We start from the raw sequence: 16715 nt of genomic DNA, 5'->3' as shown, positions 1-16715 counted from the left end.
GCGAGACCTCCACGCGCACGGTGGTCACCAGTGGCGAGATCACCAGCTCGCTGTATGCCGCGGCCCGCCGCGCCGGGCTGTCGCCGTCGGCGATCGCGACGATGACCGACGACATCTTCAAGTACGACATCGACTTCTCGAAGGACCTGCAGCCGGGCGACCGCTTCAGCGTGGTGATGGATGAAACCTGGCGCGAAGGCGAGAAGGTGGACACCAGCAAGATTCTGGCGGCGACTTTCACCACCGGTGGCAAGACCTATTCCGGCTTCCGCTTCGACCGCAACGGCAAGTCCGAGTACTACGACATCAACGGCCGTTCGCTGAAGAAGAGCTTCATCCGCATGCCGATCCCGTTCGCGCGGCTGAGCTCGACCTTCGGTGCGCGCAAGCACCCCGTGCTGGGCAAGATGCGCATGCACAAGGGCGTGGACTACGCCGCGCGCACCGGCACCCCGATCATGGCCGCCGGCGACGCCCGCGTGCAGTTCGCCGGCGTGCAGCGCGGTTACGGCAACGTGGTGATCCTCGACCACGGCCGTGGCCACACCACCCTGTATGGGCACATGTCGCGCTTTGCGAACATCAAGACCGGCCAGCGGGTGGCCCAGGGCACGGTGATCGGTTATGTCGGCTCGACCGGCCTGGCCACCGGCCCGCACCTGCACTACGAATTCCGCGTCAACGGCGAGCACCGCAACCCGCTGACCGTGACCATGCCGCCGCCGGAGCCGCTGAAGGGCGCCGAGCTGGTCGCCTTCCGCGCGCAGACCGCGCCGGCGATGGCCCGCATCCAGGGCATGGAGAAGCTGATCTACGCCGATGCCAGCCCGGCACCGACCAGCCGCGACGAGGCCGCCCCCGAGGTGGCCAGCGCCAAGGACAAGAGCAGCACCGGCCGCAAGCGCGGCTGAGCCCCTGCGTTGACGAAGAAGGACGCGGCAGCACAAGCTTGCCGCGTCCTTTTTTTATGCCCGCCATGAACACGACTGCCGACACTGACGCCCCCCTGTACCTTGGCCTGATGTCGGGCACCAGTGCCGACGGCATCGATGCCACGCTGGTGCAGTTTCCTGCCGGCGGAGGCTGCCGCTTCGTGCACGGCCTGACCGCCCGCTGGGAGCCGGTGCTGCGTGCACGGCTGGTGGCGCTGGGCGAAGGTGGTCCATTGGATTCGCTGGAGGAGCTGGGCGAGCTGGACGCCCGGATCGCGATCAGCTTCGCCGGGGCCGCCAACCAGCTGCTGGCCGAGGCTGGCGTGGACCGCAGCCAGGTGCGCGCGATCGGCTCGCATGGGCAGACCGTGCGTCACCGGCCGCTGGCCGACCCCGCCTTCACCGTGCAGCTGGGCGACGGCAACCGCATCGCCGAGTTGACCGGGATCACCACGGTCTCCGACTTCCGCCGCCGCGACGTGGCGGCCGGGGGCCATGGTGCGCCACTGATGCCGGCCTTCCACCTGACCATGCTGGGCACGGCCGACGAAGACCGCGCCGTGCTCAATCTGGGCGGTATCGCCAACCTGACCCTGATTCCGCGCGAAGGTGCGGTACGTGGCTTCGATACCGGCCCGGCCAATGCGCTGATGGATGCCTGGTGCCAGCGCCACACCGGCCGGACCTTTGATGCCGACGGCGCGTACGCCGCCAGCGGCGCGGTGGACGAGGGCCTGCTGGCGGGCTGGCGCTCGGACCCGTGGTTCGCGCTGCCGCCGCCGAAGAGCACCGGCCGTGAGCAGTTCCACCTGGCCTGGGCCGAGGCGCACATGGCCGAAGGCCAGTACGCGGCGGCCGACGTGCAGGCGACCCTGCTGGAGCTGACCGTGGCAACGGTGGCCGACGCGCTGCTGGCGCAGCAGCCGCAGACCCGCCGCCTGCTGGTCTGTGGCGGCGGGGTACGCAACCGGCAGCTGATGAAGCGCCTCGCGGCCCGGCTGCCGGACGTGCAGGTGGAATCCAGCGCCGTGCACGGGCTGGACCCGGAGTACGTGGAAGCGATGGGCTTTGCATGGCTGGCGCAGCGGACGATGGACGGGCTGGCCGGCAACCTGCCAAGCGTGACCGGAGCTAAGGGCCCGCGGATCCTGGGTGCGATCCACCTGGCGTGAGGTGGCGCCATCCACGCGTGGCGTGGATCTACCGGGCAGCCGGACGTGGGCTCGTCTCTACAGCATTGCGGCGCGGCCGCTAATCGAAGCCCTGCCCTGCGGGCAAGGCCTGCAGGGCGGCAATGGCATCGGACAGGGCATCCACTTCCGGATCGCCGAAGCCGGAGCGGACTTCCAGTTCACTGCTGAACAGGCCCTGCTCCAGCAAGGCGGCACAGGTCTGTTCGTGGGTCCAGCCGCGGGCGACCGCGACGCGTTTGATACGTTCCAGCAGCAGCGGGTCCAGGTCCCGCAGCACAACGTCGGCCATGCTCACTTCCCCGTTCGCAAGGCACCGCCCCCTCGGCGCGTCGGGGCGATGATCCCGCAGACCGGGCGGGCAGGCAATCAGGTCGAGCCGGCGGCCTGGCGACGGCGCTGCTGCAGGATCAGCAGGGCGCAGAGGATCACTACCGGGATCGCCACCAGCGCGGTACCGACGAAGAACAGCGCGTAGCCTTCCAGCAGCGTCCGGCCCTGTGCGAGCGTCTGTACCGACCACCCCGAGAGCCCCTTGAGCGCCTTGCCGGGCATCGCGTAGAACGAGCTCAGCAGTGCGTACTGGGTTGCGGTGTATCCAATGCTGGTCAGGCTCGACATGTAGGCGATCAGCGCCGTACCGGCGAAGCCGCTGGCGAAGTTGTCGATTGCCATGGCCACGGCGAAATGGGTTGTGTCCGGGCCGGAATAGGCCAGCCAGGCAAACGCCAGGTTGGAGGCCGGCCCCAGCACGGCGCCTACCATCAGCGCCGCCAGCACCCCCCAGCGGACCGAGACCAGGCCCGCTGCAGCAATGCCGACGAAGGTCGCGACCAGGCCCACCGAGCCTCGCACAGCGCCAACGGTGTCCTCGTCCAGGCCGAGATCGACGTAGAACGGGTTGGCCATCGGCCCCATGACGAAGTCGGCCATGCGATAGACGCTGATGGCCACCAGGATCAGGATCGCGCCGCTGCGATGCTCGCGGACAAAGGCGATGAACGGCCCCGCCACGGCGTCGAACAATCCGCGCGGCGTCCATAGGGAGGTCGCCTGTGCCTGCACGGCAGCCACTTCCCGCGCGGGTTCACGGGCCATGACCACGGCCACGACGCCAAGCGCCATCAGCACGGCCATGATCTCGTAGGAAACCTGCCAACCAACACGGGCTGCGATGATCAGGATCAGCGCATCGGTGACCAGCAATGCAGTGCGGTAGCCCAGTGCCGAGGATGAGGTCAGCAGTCCAAGCTGCTCGCTGTTGTCAGCACTTTCAATGCGCCAGGCATCGATGACGATGTCCTGGGTGGCCGAAGCAAACGCCACGATCACGGCCATCACGCCGAACACGACGATGTGCTGCCAGGCGATACCCAGGAACTGGATCTGGCCCCCCTTGGGCTGGACCAGCGCCATGCCGACCAGGCCCACCACCACAACCAGCTGCGACAGCAGCATCCAGCCACGGCGGCGGCCAAAGCGGCCGAACAGAGGCACGTCGGTCTTGTCGACGATCGGTGCCCACAGGAACTTCATGGTGTAGGCCAGCCCGACCCATGACAGGAAGCCGATCGTACTCAGCTCGATGCCTTCCTTGCGCATCCAGAAGCCGAGCGTGTTGCCCACCAGATAGATCGGCAGGCCGGAACTGAAGCCGAGCAGCAGCATCGCCAGCACCTTGCGCTGGCTCAGGTTGGACAACACCTGCTGCCACGGTCGGCGCGGCTTGGCAGCCTCGGTCACAGGTCGTAGTCCACGGTGAACGGGGCGTGGTCGGAGAAGCGCTCGTCGCGGTAGATCGAGCAGCTTCGCAGGCGGTCACGCAGGCCCGGGGTGATGAACTGGTAGTCGATGCGCCAACCGACATTGTTGGCACGGGCGGCGCCGCGGTTGCTCCACCAGGTGTAGTCCTCTCCGGTGGGGTTGAGCAGGCGGTAGGCATCGGCCCAGCCGCGACCGGCGGCGACATCGGTGGCCTGGCCGTGGTCGGCGCAGAGGGCGTTGAGCCAGTCGCGTTCCTCCGGCAGGCAGCCGGAATTCTTCTGGTTGGACTTCCAGTTCTTGATGTCCAGCGCCGAACGCACGATGTTCCAGTCGCCGCACAGCACGTAGTCGCGGCCGCTGCGCGCCCACTCCTCCAGGATCGGCCGCAGCCATTCCATCACTTCGAACTTGAAGCCCTGGCGCAGGTCGCCCGAGCTGCCGGACGGGATATAGAAGGAGACCACGCTGAGGTTGCCGTAGCGTGCCTCGATGTAGCGGCCTTCGTCGTCGAACGGGGCCCAGCCCAGCGACGTGATGACCTGGTCCGGCTCGCGCTTGCTGTAGATCGCCACGCCGCTGTAGCCCTTCTTGGTAATGGCGTCGCGGTAGAAGCAGTGGTGGCCGTCCGGGCGGAACATCGGGTCGCTCAGCTGGTCTTCCTGGGCCTTGGTTTCCTGGATGCACAGGACATCGGCATCCTGGGCACGGAACCAGTCGAGGAAGCCCTTGGTCGCGGCGGAACGGATGCCATTGGCGTTGAAACTGATGATGCGCATGCGGAAGACCTACGGCGGGAAACCGGGCAAGCATACCGGTTGACTGCAGGGCTGCGCAGTCCGCCGGGTGGGCCCGCCAGCGCCTTCACACGGGGCCGGACGAGCGCGAAACGCCCAGCTGGATTAGGATTTGTGCTCCAAATGAAGATGAATCGAGTTTTGATGAGCGACCACCGCCACCGTTTCCTGCAGCTGGCCCTGACCGCCGACGCCCTTCGCTTCGGCCAGTTCACCCTCAAGTCCGGCCGGCTGAGCCCCTATTTCTTCAACGCCGGGCGCTTCGACTCCGGCTCGCTGCTGTCCCAGCTCGGCGCGTGCTATGCCGATGCCATTGATGCCAGCGGGATCAAGTACGACGTGGTGTTCGGCCCAGCCTACAAGGGCATCCCGCTGGCCACCGCGATGGCCTGCGAGCTGGCCCAGCGCGGCCGCGACCTGCCGCTGTCGTTCAACCGCAAGGAAGCCAAGGACCATGGCGAGGGTGGCCAGCTGATCGGCGCCGACATGCAGGGCAAGCGCGTGCTGATCGTCGACGACGTGATCACCGCCGGTACGGCGATCCGCGAAGCGCTGGGCATCATCCGCGCCGCCGGTGGCACCCCGGCCGGCATCGTGGTGGCACTGGACCGCCAGGAGATCGCTTCGGAGACCGACCGCCGTTCTGCCGCGCAGTCGGTGGCCGAAGAAGCCGGTATCCCGGTGATCGCCGTGGCATCGCTGGCCGATCTGCTTGATTTCGCCTCCGGCAACCCGGAACTTGTGGGTTACCGGCAGCCGCTGGAAGCCTACCGGGCCCAGTACGGCGTTCGTTCGATCCGCTGACCGACCCAGGGGAAAGGTCATGTCCCGAGTTCCTGCTGTCCTCTTCGCCGGCCTGCTGCTGGTCGTGCCGTTCACCGTACCGGCGCAGTCGCGCGACAGCGGCAAGGCGGAAAAGAAGCTGTACTGCTGGAACGAGGGCAAGGAGCGGATCTGCAGTGATTCGCTGCCGGCCGACGCGGTCAACCATGCCCGCGAGGAATTCAATGCGAGCACGGGCCTGCGCAATGCGCAGGTCCAGCGCGCGTTGACCGACGAGGAGCGTGCCGCTGCCAGCACCGCTGCGCAGCAGCAACAGCTGGACCTGATGGCCGAGCAGACCCGCCAGCGCACCGAGCAGGCCATGTTGTCCACCTACGGCAGCGAGGCCGACCTGCGCCGGGTGTTTGCCGAGCGCCAGGAAGTGCTGGACAACAACCTGAAGACAGCCGAGTACAACGTCACCAGCCTGCGTGAGTCGCTGGTGGCGCTGCTGTCGGCGGCGGGAGACCGCGAGCTGGCCGGCGCCAAGGTGGCCGACAAGCAGGCCGAGGCGATCCGCAAGCGGCATGCGCAGCTGCAGGCGCAGCAGCGCCTGCAGGCCGGGCTGGTGCAGCAGCAACAGGCGTTGAAGGCCGAGATCGACAGCACCCTGCAGCGCTATCGCGAGCTGAAGGGGCTGGTGCCGGCGGACGCTCCGGCGGGCTGACGGCGCTGCCTCCGCCGGGCATGGCCCGGCGCTACCCCGGGCCTGGTTACGGGTTAGCCCACGGAATTTATGCACTCTTTACGCGTCGGCCCGGTCCGGCGCGTAGTGCGTTTATGGGGGGCAGGACGACGATGGCGGCCTGAGGTGGAGGGGTTCCACCAGGACGCTATTGCAATGTCCCCCTGGCTGTCGTTGTTGTGTGGCGTGCTGGTGCTGGTTGCCGCCGCCTATCTCCTTTATGTCGTGCTGCGGCCCGAGTCGTTCTGAGCGGAGCCGGCCATGACTGAGATGCTTGTGATTATTGCCGCCAGCCTGCTGCTGGCGTGGCCGCTGGGCCTGTACCTGGCGCGCGTGATGCGCGGCACGCCGATGAAGGTCGACGTGCTGTTCCACTGGATCGAGAAGCCGCTGTACAGGGTGTTCGGGGTCGATCCGTCGCGCGCCATGTCCTGGCGCGGCTACGTGCTGGCCTTCGTGCTGAGCAACGTGGTGGTCGCGGTGCTGACCCAGGCGGTGTTCATGACCCAGGCCTGGTTGCCGTTGAACCCGGACCAGATCCCGAACATGCGCTGGGACACCGCGCTGCACACGATGATCTCGTTCCTGACCAACACCAACCAGCAGCACTATTCGGGCCAGGCGCAGCTGTCCTACTTCTCGCAGATGGCCGGCATCACCGGCCTGCAGGTGGTGACGCCGATGATGGGCCTGGCGCTGGCGGTGGCGACGCTGCGCGCGTTGTTCTCGCGCGCGCCGCAGGCTGCGGCGACCACCGGGGCCGGCGATGACCGCCAGGTGGCGGTGGGCAACTACTACGTGGACGTGGTGCGCCTGTGCGTGCGCTTCCTGCTGCCGCTGTGCCTGGTGTGGACGCTGGTGCTGACCAGCCAGGGCGTGCCGTCTACGATGGCCGGTGGCCCACAGGCCACGCCGATCGATGCCAGCGCTGGCATGGCCGAACAGAAACTGCCGTTGGGACCGGTGGCGGCGATGGTCGCGGCCAAGCAGCTGGGCGCCAACGGCGGCGGCTGGTATGGCCCGAACAGCAGCTTCCCGCTGGAGAACCCGACCCCGCTGTCGAACGCGCTGGAGATCGTCGGCATCCTGCTGGTGCCGATGGCGGTGATCTTCATGATCGGCGCGTTCACCGGCCGGCGCCGCTTCGGCGCCCTGGTGTTCAGCTGCATGCTGGGCATGTCGCTGCTGTCCACCGGCGCGATGATGTGGAGCGAAGGGCATAGCGCCAGCGCCGCCACCCCGCTGCTGATGGAAGGCAAGGAAGTGCGCTTCGGCGCCGATGGCACTGCGCTGTGGGCGGCGGTGACCACCCAGGTCTCCAACGGCTCGGTCAACGGCATGCACGATTCGCTGGCGCCGCTGAGTGGCGGCATCGCGATGGTCAACATGCTGGTCAGCGCGATCTGGGGCGGCATCGGCTGCGGCCTGCAGCAGTTCATCGTGTACCTCCTGCTGGGCGTGTTCCTGGCCGGGTTGATGACCGGGCGTACGCCGGAACTGTTCGGCCGCAAGCTGGAGACGCCACAGGTACGCCTGCTGGCCCTGCTGGTGCTGCTGCAGCCGATCACCCTGCTGGTGTTCACCGCGATCACCCTGGCCGTGCCCGGCCTGGCCGGCACCTCCAATCCCGGCTTCCATGGCATCAGCCAGGTGTTCTACGAGTACGTCTCGGCCTATGCCAACAACGGTTCGGGCTTCGAGGGGCTGGGTGACGCCACGCTGTGGTGGAACCTGAGCTGCTCGCTGGTACTGCTGCTGGGCCGCTTCCCGCTGCTGATCATCCCGCTGGTGGTGGCCGCACAGCTGGCTGCCAAGCGCCAGGCGCCGGAGTCTGCCGGCAGCCTGCAGATCGAAACGCCGACCTTCGCCCTGACCCTGGTCTCGGTGATCGTCATCCTGACCGTGCTGCAGTTCATGCCGGCGCTGGTACTCGGCCCGATCGCCGACCACCTGAGCCTGGGACTGCACTGAGGACACCGCAATGAGTACCCATGCAAGTTCAACCCGTAGTTCCCTCGCACCGCGCCCTGCCCTGCTGGATGGCGCAGGCCTGCGCCGCGCACTGGTCGAGGCAGTGCGCAAGCTGTCGCCGATGCATCTGGTGCGCAGCCCGGTGATGGCGGTGGTGATGGCCGGCACGATCGTGGCCGCGATCGTCACCCTGACCGGCAATGCGCCGCTGGGCTTTGGCCTGGTGGTGACCGCGATCCTGCTGGTGACCGTGCTGTTCGGCAATTTCGCCGAAGCCGTGGCCGAGGCGCGTGGCCGTGGCCAGGCCGCGTCGCTGCGCCGTGCCCGCCAGGATCTGGTGGCACGCCGCCTGGCCGCACCGCAGCCGGGTGCCGCGGAAACCCAGCTGCCAGCCGCCGAGCTGCGCCCGGGCGACCATGTGATCGTCAGTGCCGGTGAACTGGTACCGGCCGATGGCGAGATCGTGCAGGGCCTGGCCACCATCAACGAAGCAGCGGTGACCGGCGAATCGGCACCGGTGCTGCGCGAGGCCGGTACCGACCGTTCCGGTGTGATCGGCGGAACCAAGGTGCTGTCCGACCAGATCATCGTGCGGGTGACCGCCGAGCCGGGCCACAGCTTCCTGGACCGGATGATCGCGCTGGTGGAAGGCGCCAACCGGCAGAAGACGCCGAACGAGATCGCACTGACCCTGCTGCTGGCGGCGATGACGCTGACCTTCCTGGTGGTGGTGGCGACGCTGCCGGCCATTGGCGCGGCGGTAGGCGTGCAGGTTGACCCGCTGCTGCTGATCGCGCTTCTGGTCTGCCTGATCCCGACCACCATCGGCGGCCTGCTGCCGGCCATCGGCATCGCCGGCATGAACCGCGCGCTGGCCGCCAACGTGCTGGCCAAGTCGGGCAAGGCGGTGGAAGTCGCGGGAGACGTGGACGTGCTGCTGCTGGACAAGACCGGCACCATCACCTACGGCGACCGCCAGGCCAGCCACTTCCATCCGTTGGCCGGTATCGATGCCAGCCAGCTGCGTGAAGCGGCGCTGTTGTCCTCGCTGGCCGACCCGACCCCGGAAGGCAAGTCGATCGTGCGTCTGGCGCGCGAACAGGGCTGCGCCACCGCTGAACCGGACCACGCCGAGTACCTGGCGTTCAGTGCGCAGACCCGCATGTCCGGCGTGGATCTTGAACATGGGCGGCAGATCCGCAAGGGTGCGGCCGATGCGATCCGTGCCCACGTGCAGGCACTGGGTGGCAGTGTGCCGGCTGAACTGGCCGGGCGTGTCGAGCAGGTCGCACGCAACGGTGCCACCCCCCTGGTGGTGGCCGAGGGCCGCCACGTGCTGGGCGTGATCGAGCTGTCGGACGTGGTCAAGCACGGCATGCGCGAGAAGTTCGCGCAGTTGCGGGCGATGGGCATCCGCACGGTGATGATCACCGGCGACAATCCGCTGACCGCCGCCGCGATCGCTGCCGAAGCCGGTGTCGACGACTACATCGCCGAGGCGCGACCGGAAGACAAGCTGGCGCGCATCCGCCAGGAGCAGGCCGGTGGCCGCCTGGTGGCGATGGTCGGTGACGGTACCAACGACGCCCCGGCACTGGCCCAGGCCGACATCGGCCTGGCGATGAACTCCGGTACGCAGGCGGCGAAAGAGGCCGGCAACATGGTCGACCTCGATTCGGACCCGGCCAAGCTGCTGGCAGTGGTGGAAGTAGGCAAGCAGCAACTGATCACCCGCGGCGCGCTGACCACCTTCTCGCTGGCAAACGACGTCTCCAAGTACTTCGCGATCCTGCCGGCGCTGTTCGCCGCGGCCGTTCCGACCATGGCCGCCTTGAACGTGATGCAGCTGTCGAGCCCGCGCAACGCGGTGCTGGCGGCGCTGATCTTCAACGCCCTGGTGATTCCCGCCCTGATCCCGCTCGCCCTGCGTGGCGTGCGCTTCCGCCCGGCCACCGCAACGGCGCTGCTGCGCCGGAACATGCTGGTGTACGGCCTCGGCGGCGTGCTGCTGCCGTTCGCAGCGATCAAGGCGATCGACCTCCTTCTTGTCCTGGTATTCGGCGCATGAACCGTTCTGCTCCCACCTCCACTTCCCTGTCCCGCGAACCGAAGGCCGAGGCCCGCGTGGCCAGCCTGCAGGACGGCGCCAGCTGGCGCCCGGCGATCGGCCTGGGCCTGGCCACCCTGCTGCTGGCCGGTGCGGTCTACGCCGGCATCGCCACCGGTTTCGCCGGCCTGGCCTACCCGACCCAGGCCGAGGGCAGCCTGCTGCGCGATGGCAATGGCCAGGTGCGCGGCTCGGCGTGGCTGTCGCAGCCGTTCACCGGTGATGGCTACTTCCAGGCACGGCCATCGGCGGCCAACTACGACCCGATGGCGGCAGCCGGTTCCAACATGGCGCGCAGCAACCCGGCGCTGGCCGAGCGTGTTGCCGCCAGCACCCCGGCGGTGGCCGCACGCGAAGGCGTTGCCCCGGCGCAGGTTCCTGCGGACCTGGTCACGCAGTCCGCCGGCGGCCTGGATCCGCAGCTGTCGCCGGCTGCAGCGCAGTTGCAGGTAGCCCGCGTGGCGCGTGCCCGTGGCCTGCCGGTGGAACGCGTGCAGGCACTGGTGCAGGCGCACACCGAAGGTCGCCAGTGGGGCCTGTTCGGCCAGCCGCGGGTGAACGTGGTGACGCTGAACTTCGCGCTGGACCACGCGGCCAAGGCACCGTGATGCCGGCCTGCACCGGCTGCGCGCACAATGGCACCCATGACTGATGCGCGTACCCGCCAGGCCGATGCCCTGGTCGAAGGCCTGCAACGCGAAGCCGGCGGCAAGCTGACCGTGTTCCTCGGCGCGGCGCCGGGCGTGGGCAAGACCTACGCCATGCTGACCCGCGCGCAGGAACAGCTGCGCCGCGGCGTCGACCTGGTGGTCGGGTTGGTGGAAACCCATGGCCGTGCCGATACCCAGGCGCTGCTGGAGGGGCTGCCACAGCTGCCGCTGAAGGACGTGGCCTACCACGGCCATGCCCTGCAGGAGATGGACCTGGATGCCGTGCTCGCACGGCATCCGGCGTTGGTGCTGGTGGACGAACTGGCCCATCGCAATGCACCCGGCAGCCGCCACGAGCGGCGCTGGCAGGATGTGATGGAGCTGCTGGACGCCGGCATCGACGTCTGGACCACGGTCAACATCCAGCATCTGGAAAGCCTCAATGACGTGGTGATGCGCATCACCGGCGTACGCGTGAGCGAGACCGTGCCGGATGGCGTGCTCGACCGCCTGCACGACATCGTGCTGGTCGACCTGCCGCCGCGCGAGCTGATCGCGCGCCTGCAGCAGGGCAAGGTCTATGTGCCCGAACAGGCCGCGCAGGCGCTGCAGGCGTTCTTCTCGCCGGCCAACCTCACCGCACTGCGCGAGCTGGCCATGCAGGAGGCCGCCGACCGCGTCGACAGCAGCCTGCGTGAAGCGCGCGCCGCGCGCGGCGAGAGCAACCTGCCACTGCGTCGTGGCGTGCTGGTGGCCATTGATGGCGGCGGTCAGAGCGAATACCTGGTGCGGGTGGCGCGGCGCATCGCCGAACGCCGCGATGCGCCGTGGACGGTGGTGACCGTGCAGGGCCGACGCCAGGACGAGGCGACCCGGCGCGAGATCGATGCGGCCTTCGCATTGGCACGGCGCCTCGGCGGCGACGCCGAACTGCTGCACGGATCAAGCATCGCCGATGCCCTGCTCGACCATGCCGCGCACAACGGCGTGTCGACCCTGGTGCTCGGCCGGACCCGCGAACGTCCACTGGCGCGGATGTTCAACCGCACCCTGACCCAGCAGCTGATCCAGCGCGGCGCGCATTACGAGATCACCATCATCAGCACCCCGCAGGCACGTGCGCGCTCGCGCCGCGAGGGCCTGCTGCCGCCGATGCGCGGCATCAGCTACGAACCGGTGCAGGCGCTGATCGCCACCGCGCTGGCCTGTGCGGTGGCATGGCTGGCCGAACGCTGGGTCGGCATGGCCGACCTGTCGATGGTGTTCATCGTGGCGGTGGTGCTGGTGGCCGCACGCACGCGCGCCAGCGTGGCGGTGATGGCGGCGATCCTGTGCTTCCTCGCCTACAACTTCCTGTTCATCGCACCGCGCTTCACCTTCGCCATCGGCGCGCGCCAGGGCGTGATCACCGTGTTCCTGTTCCTGGCCGCCGCGCTGGTGGCCGGACGCTTGGCCTCGCGCCTGCGCATGCAGGTGATCGCGCTGCGTGCGGCGAATCGACATGCGCGTGCGCGCCAGCAGCTGGGACGGCAGCTGGCCAGCGCGGCCGGCAACGGCGAGGTGGCGCAGGCGGGTCGGCATGCACTGGAACAGGCCATGGACGTTCCAGCGTGGCTACGGATCGGCGCCGATACCGCAACCGGTGGCCGCAGCCAGCCGGGCGATACCGACTTGGCCGCCGCCGATTGGGCACTGCGCCACGGCCAGCCCAGCGGGCGCTTCACCGACACCCTGGCCGGTGCGCAGTGGTGGTTCCTGCCGCTGCTGGATGGCGAAGACCGCGCCATCGGCGTGGCGGGCCTTTACCTGCCCGGCGCACAGGCGCGCCTGCTGCCCGAGCAGCGGCAGCTGGCCGAGGCGATGGTCGACGACATCGCCCAGGCCGCGCTGCGCACGCGGCTGGTGGCCGAACTGGAGCAGGCCCACGTCAGCAACGAGACCGAGCGGCTGCGCTCGGCGCTGCTCTCTTCGGTGTCGCACGACCTGCGCTCGCCGCTGGCGGCGATGATCGGTTCGGCCGACAGCCTGGCCAGCTACGGTGCGGCGATGGATACGGCTGATCGCCGTGCCCTGCTGGACACCATCCTGGTCGAAGGCGAGCGGCTGGACCGCTACATCCAGAACCTGCTGGACATGACCCGGCTCGGCCACGAAGGGTTGAAGATCAACCGCGACTGGATCGGCGTGGACGAGCTGATCGGCTCGGCGGCGCGGCGCCTGCAGCGCTACCAGCCCAAGGTGCGGCTGGAGCTGGATATTCCGGCCACGCTCGCGCCGATCTGGGTACACCCGGCGCTGGTTGAACAGGCGGTGTTCAACGTGATGGAAAACGCGGCCAAGTTCTCGCCACCCGATGCCGCCGTGCAGGTGCAGGCGCGCGAACTGGACGGACAGCTGCGCATCGATGTGATCGATGCCGGCCCCGGCATTCCCGATGACGAGCGCGCGCGCATCTTCGACATGTTCTACAGCGTCGAGCGCGGCGACCGTGGCCGCCACGGCACCGGCCTGGGCCTGACCATCTGCCAGGGCATGGTCGGTGCGCATGGCGGCAGCGTGCAGGCGCTGCCCGGACGCGACGGTCGCGGTACCCTGATCCGCATCACCCTGCCCCTGCTCAAGCCAGCCTCCCACGATGAGCCCGACTCCGATTGACGCCAGCGCGCCGGCCCCGCGCGTGCTGGTGATCGATGATGAAACCCAGATCCGCCGGTTCCTGGACATCAGCCTGCGCGCGCAGGGCTACCAGGTGCGGCAGGCGGCCACCGGCCAGGAAGGCCTGCAGCTGGCGGCCAGCGAGGACATGGACCTGGTGATCCTGGACATCGGCCTGCCGGACATGGAAGGCCATGAGGTGCTGGAGCAACTGCGGCAGTGGAGCCAGGTGCCGGTGATCATGCTGACCGTGCGTGCGGGTGAAGCCGAAAAGGTGCGCGCACTGGATACCGGCGCCAATGACTACGTGACCAAGCCGTTCGGCACCCAGGAGCTGATGGCGCGGGTGCGGGCGCTGCTGCGCACGCGCAGCGTGCCCAGCGACGGCACGCCACCGATGTTCGACGATGGCCATCTGCATGTGGATCTCGTACGCCGCGAAGTGGCGCTGGATGGCGAGCCGGTGGCGCTGACCCGCAAGGAGTACGCGCTGCTGTCGCTGCTGCTGCGCAATGCCGGGCGGGTGGTGACCCAGCCGCAGATCCTCCAGGAAATCTGGGGCCCGACCCACCAGCACGACACCCACTACCTGCGCATCCTGGTCGGCAAGCTACGGCACAAGCTGGGCGATTCAGCGCTGGATTCGCGCTACCTGTTCACCGAGCCGGGCGTGGGCTTGCGTTTCAAGGGGTAGTGCCGGCCGCTGGCCGGCAACTGCAGGGTGTGTGAGGTTCATGGGCTTGCCGGCCAGCGGCCGGCACTACCCATTCTGCTGCAGCTTCCAAAGGGGTCAGAACCCCAGCGGAGTGTCGCCCAGCACCGGCTGCAGCTGGCTGCGGAACAACGCCTGGATGCGTTCCAGTGCCGCCTCGTCGTTGCCCTCGAAGCGCAGCACCAGCACCGGCGTAGTATTGGAAGCACGCACCAGGCCCCAGCCATCGGGGAAGTCCACGCGCAGGCCGTCGATGGTCGACAGGCGGCCGCCCACATACGGGTTGTCCGGCGACTGTGCCGCCGCCACCAGCATCGCCACCAGCGCATGCGGCGTGCCTTCGGCCACCGGCACCTTCAGTTCCGGCGTGGCCACCATCTCCGGCAGCTCGGCCAGCACCTCGTCCGGGGTTTCCTCGCGCTGCGCCAGGATCTCCAGCAGTCGCGCGGCGGCATACAGGCCATCGTCGAAACCGAACCAGCGCTCCTTGAAGAAGAAGTGGCCGCTCATCTCGCCGGCCAGCTCGGCATCGGTCTCGCGCATCTTCGCCTTCATCAGCGAGTGCCCGGTCTTCCACATCAACGGGCTGCCACCATTGCGCAGCACGTGATCGGACAGCTTGCCGGTGCACTTCACGTCGTAGATCACCATCGCGCCGGGGTTGCGCATCAGCACGTCGGCGGCGAACAGCATCAGCAGGCGGTCGGCATAGATGATCCTGCCTTCGCCGGTGACCACGCCCAACCGGTCTCCGTCGCCATCGAAGGCGACGCCGAGGTCGGCGCCGAAGCGCTTGACCGTCTGCACCAGGTCTTCCAGGTTGGCCGGCTCGCTCGGGTCGGGATGATGGTTGGGGAAGGTACCGTCGACATCGCAGTACAGCGGGATGACTTCGGCGCCGATGGCTTCCAGCAGCTGTGGTGCAAGCGCACCGGCGACGCCGTTGCCGGCATCGGCCACGACCTTCAACGGGCGGTCCAGCTGCACGTCGTCGGCGATGCGCTGGATGTAGTCGGCACTGACATCGCGCTGCTGGTAATCGCCCGGCTCGGCCGCCTGCGCCAGGCGCCCCTCGACGATGCGCTGGTAGAGATCGGTGATGGCATCGCCTGACAGCGTCTCGCCGCCGATGACCACCTTGAAGCCGTTGTACTCGGGCGGGTTATGACTGCCGGTGACCGCCACGCAGGTGCCGGTGCGCAGGTGGAAGGCGGCGTAATAGACGACCGGGGTCGGTGCCAGGCCAATGTCGATCACCGCGCAACCGGTGCGACGCAAGCCTTCGGCCAATCCCGCAGCCAGTTCCGGGCCGGACAGGCGGCCATCACGGCCGATCACCACCTCGCGCAGACCCTGTTCCAGCGCCACGGTACCGATGGCCTGGCCGATCAGCGCGGCGGTCTTCGGCGTCAGTTCGCTGCCGACCACGCCACGGATGTCGTAGGCGCGGAAGATGCCGGCGGCCAGTTCCCCAGCAGGGACCGGTGGTGGCGGCGGCGCAGTGTCCGCGGCGCTGGCGGCGGCCACCGGTGGCGGCGCCATCTGCAGGCTCTCGCTCAGGGTCGGGCCATGATCCGCTTCCGCCACGGCCGCACGGCGCGGCAAAGGCAGCGACTTCGGCAGCCGGCCGCGACCCACCACCAGCAGCACGGCGATGAACGCCAGCAGCAGCGCGACGATGGCACTGGCCAGCGAACCCAGGCCCAGCGGACCCGCTTCGACATTCGGTACGGCGGCCACCAGCCGCAACGGCGTGCCCGGAACCGGGCGCGCCAGCGCTTCGGCGCTCTCGGCCAGGCCAGCGTCGCCCTGGGCAACGAGGTCATGCGTGCCTTGGCGCAGGCCCAGGAAACCGGTGGACGGGGCGCTCACCTGGTCCAGCGGCGAGGTCAGCCGCAGCAATGGCTGGCGCACGTAGAGCACTGCCGGGCCAAGGCTGCCCAGCTGCACCGGAGCCGCCAGACCCAGGCGATTGCCACCTGCATCGCGGACCACGCGCAGGCCAGGCTTGCCCTCGGCCAGCGCTTGTTCCAGCAGGGCCAGGCGTGCGTAGCCGAAGGTGGCCGGGTCGGCATAGGCCGTGGCCAGATCGGCGGTCAGCACGTCAGCCTGCTCCACGCCGGTCCAGCTCTCGCGCACGGCCAGCGCCGCTGCCGCGGCGTCGCCGGCCTGCAGTGCCTGCTGCACGCGTTCGTTCTTCAACTGCTGCTGCAGCTGCTTCAGCTGGCCGGCTGCGGCCTCCTGCAAGCCCTGCACGGCCTGGTCACGCGCTTCTTCCAGCGCCTGGCCGTTGGCCTCCTGCCGCCATTGCTGCACCGCGCTCCATCCGAACCAGCCGGCCAGCAGGACCAGCAGCACCCCCAGTAGTGGCGCACTGCGTCCCAACGACCGTTCCCGCTGCCCTTCCCCGATGCCGCTCATCGATGTCCCCCG

At 68.7% G+C, this 16715-nt stretch carries 14 protein-coding genes (1 of these 14 only partly in view); 10 read left to right on the top strand and 4 right to left on the bottom strand.

All coding sequences use genetic code 11. The annotated features are described in order from the left end of the window. Both CKW06_RS01825 and CKW06_RS01820 read left to right on the top strand, forming a co-directional pair. Nucleotides 1-911 carry the 3' portion of a M23 family metallopeptidase gene (locus CKW06_RS01825; protein ID WP_005407777.1) on the top strand. It extends 562 nt beyond the left edge of the window, so only the last 911 of its 1473 coding nucleotides appear in the window; its start codon lies beyond the left edge, outside the window; it ends in the stop codon at nucleotides 909-911. Nucleotides 912-976: 65 nt separating this feature from the next. Next, complete coding sequence (locus CKW06_RS01820; protein WP_024956357.1) at nucleotides 977-2104, top strand: anhydro-N-acetylmuramic acid kinase; 1128 nt, start codon at nucleotides 977-979, stop codon at nucleotides 2102-2104. Between the two features lie 79 nt (nucleotides 2105-2183). On the opposite strand, the gene CKW06_RS01815 is transcribed toward CKW06_RS01820, so the two are convergent. The 3 genes from CKW06_RS01815 to CKW06_RS01805 all read right to left on the bottom strand — a co-directional run bounded on the left by CKW06_RS01815 (nucleotide 2184) and on the right by CKW06_RS01805 (nucleotide 4662). Next, the gene (locus CKW06_RS01815; RefSeq protein WP_005407775.1) at nucleotides 2184-2414 is read right to left on the bottom strand and encodes a hypothetical protein; all 231 of its coding nucleotides are present in this window, start codon (nucleotides 2412-2414) and stop codon (nucleotides 2184-2186) included. Between the two features lie 77 nt (nucleotides 2415-2491). Further along, nucleotides 2492-3865, bottom strand: coding sequence for an AmpG family muropeptide MFS transporter (locus CKW06_RS01810; protein ID WP_005412009.1), 1374 nt, complete (start codon nucleotides 3863-3865; stop codon nucleotides 2492-2494). Then, nucleotides 3862-4662 carry an exodeoxyribonuclease III gene (locus tag CKW06_RS01805; protein WP_024956358.1) on the bottom strand — a complete coding sequence of 267 codons (801 nt, stop codon included), beginning with the start codon at nucleotides 4660-4662 and terminating at the stop codon, nucleotides 3862-3864. The genes CKW06_RS01810 and CKW06_RS01805 overlap by 4 nt, the downstream gene beginning before the upstream one ends. 162 nt (nucleotides 4663-4824) lie before the next feature. Here CKW06_RS01805 and pyrE point away from each other — a divergent pair, with 162 nt between their 5' ends. The 8 genes from pyrE to CKW06_RS01765 all read left to right on the top strand — a co-directional run bounded on the left by pyrE (nucleotide 4825) and on the right by CKW06_RS01765 (nucleotide 14264). Further along, nucleotides 4825-5484, top strand: coding sequence for an orotate phosphoribosyltransferase (pyrE, locus tag CKW06_RS01800; RefSeq protein ID WP_005407772.1), 660 nt, complete (start codon nucleotides 4825-4827; stop codon nucleotides 5482-5484). 19 nt (nucleotides 5485-5503) lie between these two features. Continuing rightward, complete coding sequence (locus CKW06_RS01795; protein WP_005407771.1) at nucleotides 5504-6169, top strand: hypothetical protein; 666 nt, start codon at nucleotides 5504-5506, stop codon at nucleotides 6167-6169. Between the two features lie 174 nt (nucleotides 6170-6343). Next, on the top strand, nucleotides 6344-6436 hold the full coding sequence (locus tag CKW06_RS01790; protein ID WP_005407770.1) for a potassium-transporting ATPase subunit F: 93 nt from the start codon (nucleotides 6344-6346) through the stop codon (nucleotides 6434-6436). Nucleotides 6437-6448: 12 nt separating this feature from the next. Next, on the top strand, nucleotides 6449-8158 hold the full coding sequence (kdpA, locus tag CKW06_RS01785) for a potassium-transporting ATPase subunit KdpA (protein WP_024956360.1): 1710 nt from the start codon (nucleotides 6449-6451) through the stop codon (nucleotides 8156-8158). Nucleotides 8159-8168: 10 nt separating this feature from the next. Continuing rightward, nucleotides 8169-10226 (top strand): potassium-transporting ATPase subunit KdpB, encoded by a 2058-nt coding sequence (kdpB, locus tag CKW06_RS01780; RefSeq protein WP_024956361.1) that lies wholly within the window; start codon nucleotides 8169-8171, stop codon nucleotides 10224-10226. Further along, a complete protein-coding gene (kdpC, locus tag CKW06_RS01775; RefSeq protein ID WP_024956362.1) occupies nucleotides 10223-10873 on the top strand; it encodes a potassium-transporting ATPase subunit KdpC in 651 nt (216 codons plus the stop codon). The genes kdpB and kdpC overlap by 4 nt, the downstream gene beginning before the upstream one ends. Before the next feature lie 36 nt (nucleotides 10874-10909). Then, nucleotides 10910-13570 carry a sensor histidine kinase gene (locus CKW06_RS01770; RefSeq protein WP_012478919.1) on the top strand — a complete coding sequence of 887 codons (2661 nt, stop codon included), beginning with the start codon at nucleotides 10910-10912 and terminating at the stop codon, nucleotides 13568-13570. After that, nucleotides 13551-14264: a response regulator transcription factor gene (locus CKW06_RS01765; protein WP_024956363.1), complete on the top strand. Its 714-nt coding sequence runs from the start codon at nucleotides 13551-13553 to the stop codon at nucleotides 14262-14264. The genes CKW06_RS01770 and CKW06_RS01765 overlap by 20 nt, the downstream gene beginning before the upstream one ends. 96 nt (nucleotides 14265-14360) lie before the next feature. Here the strand turns inward: CKW06_RS01765 and CKW06_RS23885 are convergent, their stop codons facing one another. After that, entirely contained in the window at nucleotides 14361-16703 is a 2343-nt protein-coding gene (locus CKW06_RS23885; RefSeq protein ID WP_005407764.1) for a phosphomannomutase/phosphoglucomutase, read from the bottom strand. Nucleotides 16704-16715: the final 12 nt, after the last annotated feature.

This window comes from Stenotrophomonas maltophilia (genome assembly GCF_900186865.1).
In the GTDB taxonomy this organism is placed as follows: domain Bacteria; phylum Pseudomonadota; class Gammaproteobacteria; order Xanthomonadales; family Xanthomonadaceae; genus Stenotrophomonas; species Stenotrophomonas maltophilia.
Note: the sequence above shows the minus strand (reverse complement) of the source record. Positions and strands in the feature narration are given on the sequence as shown.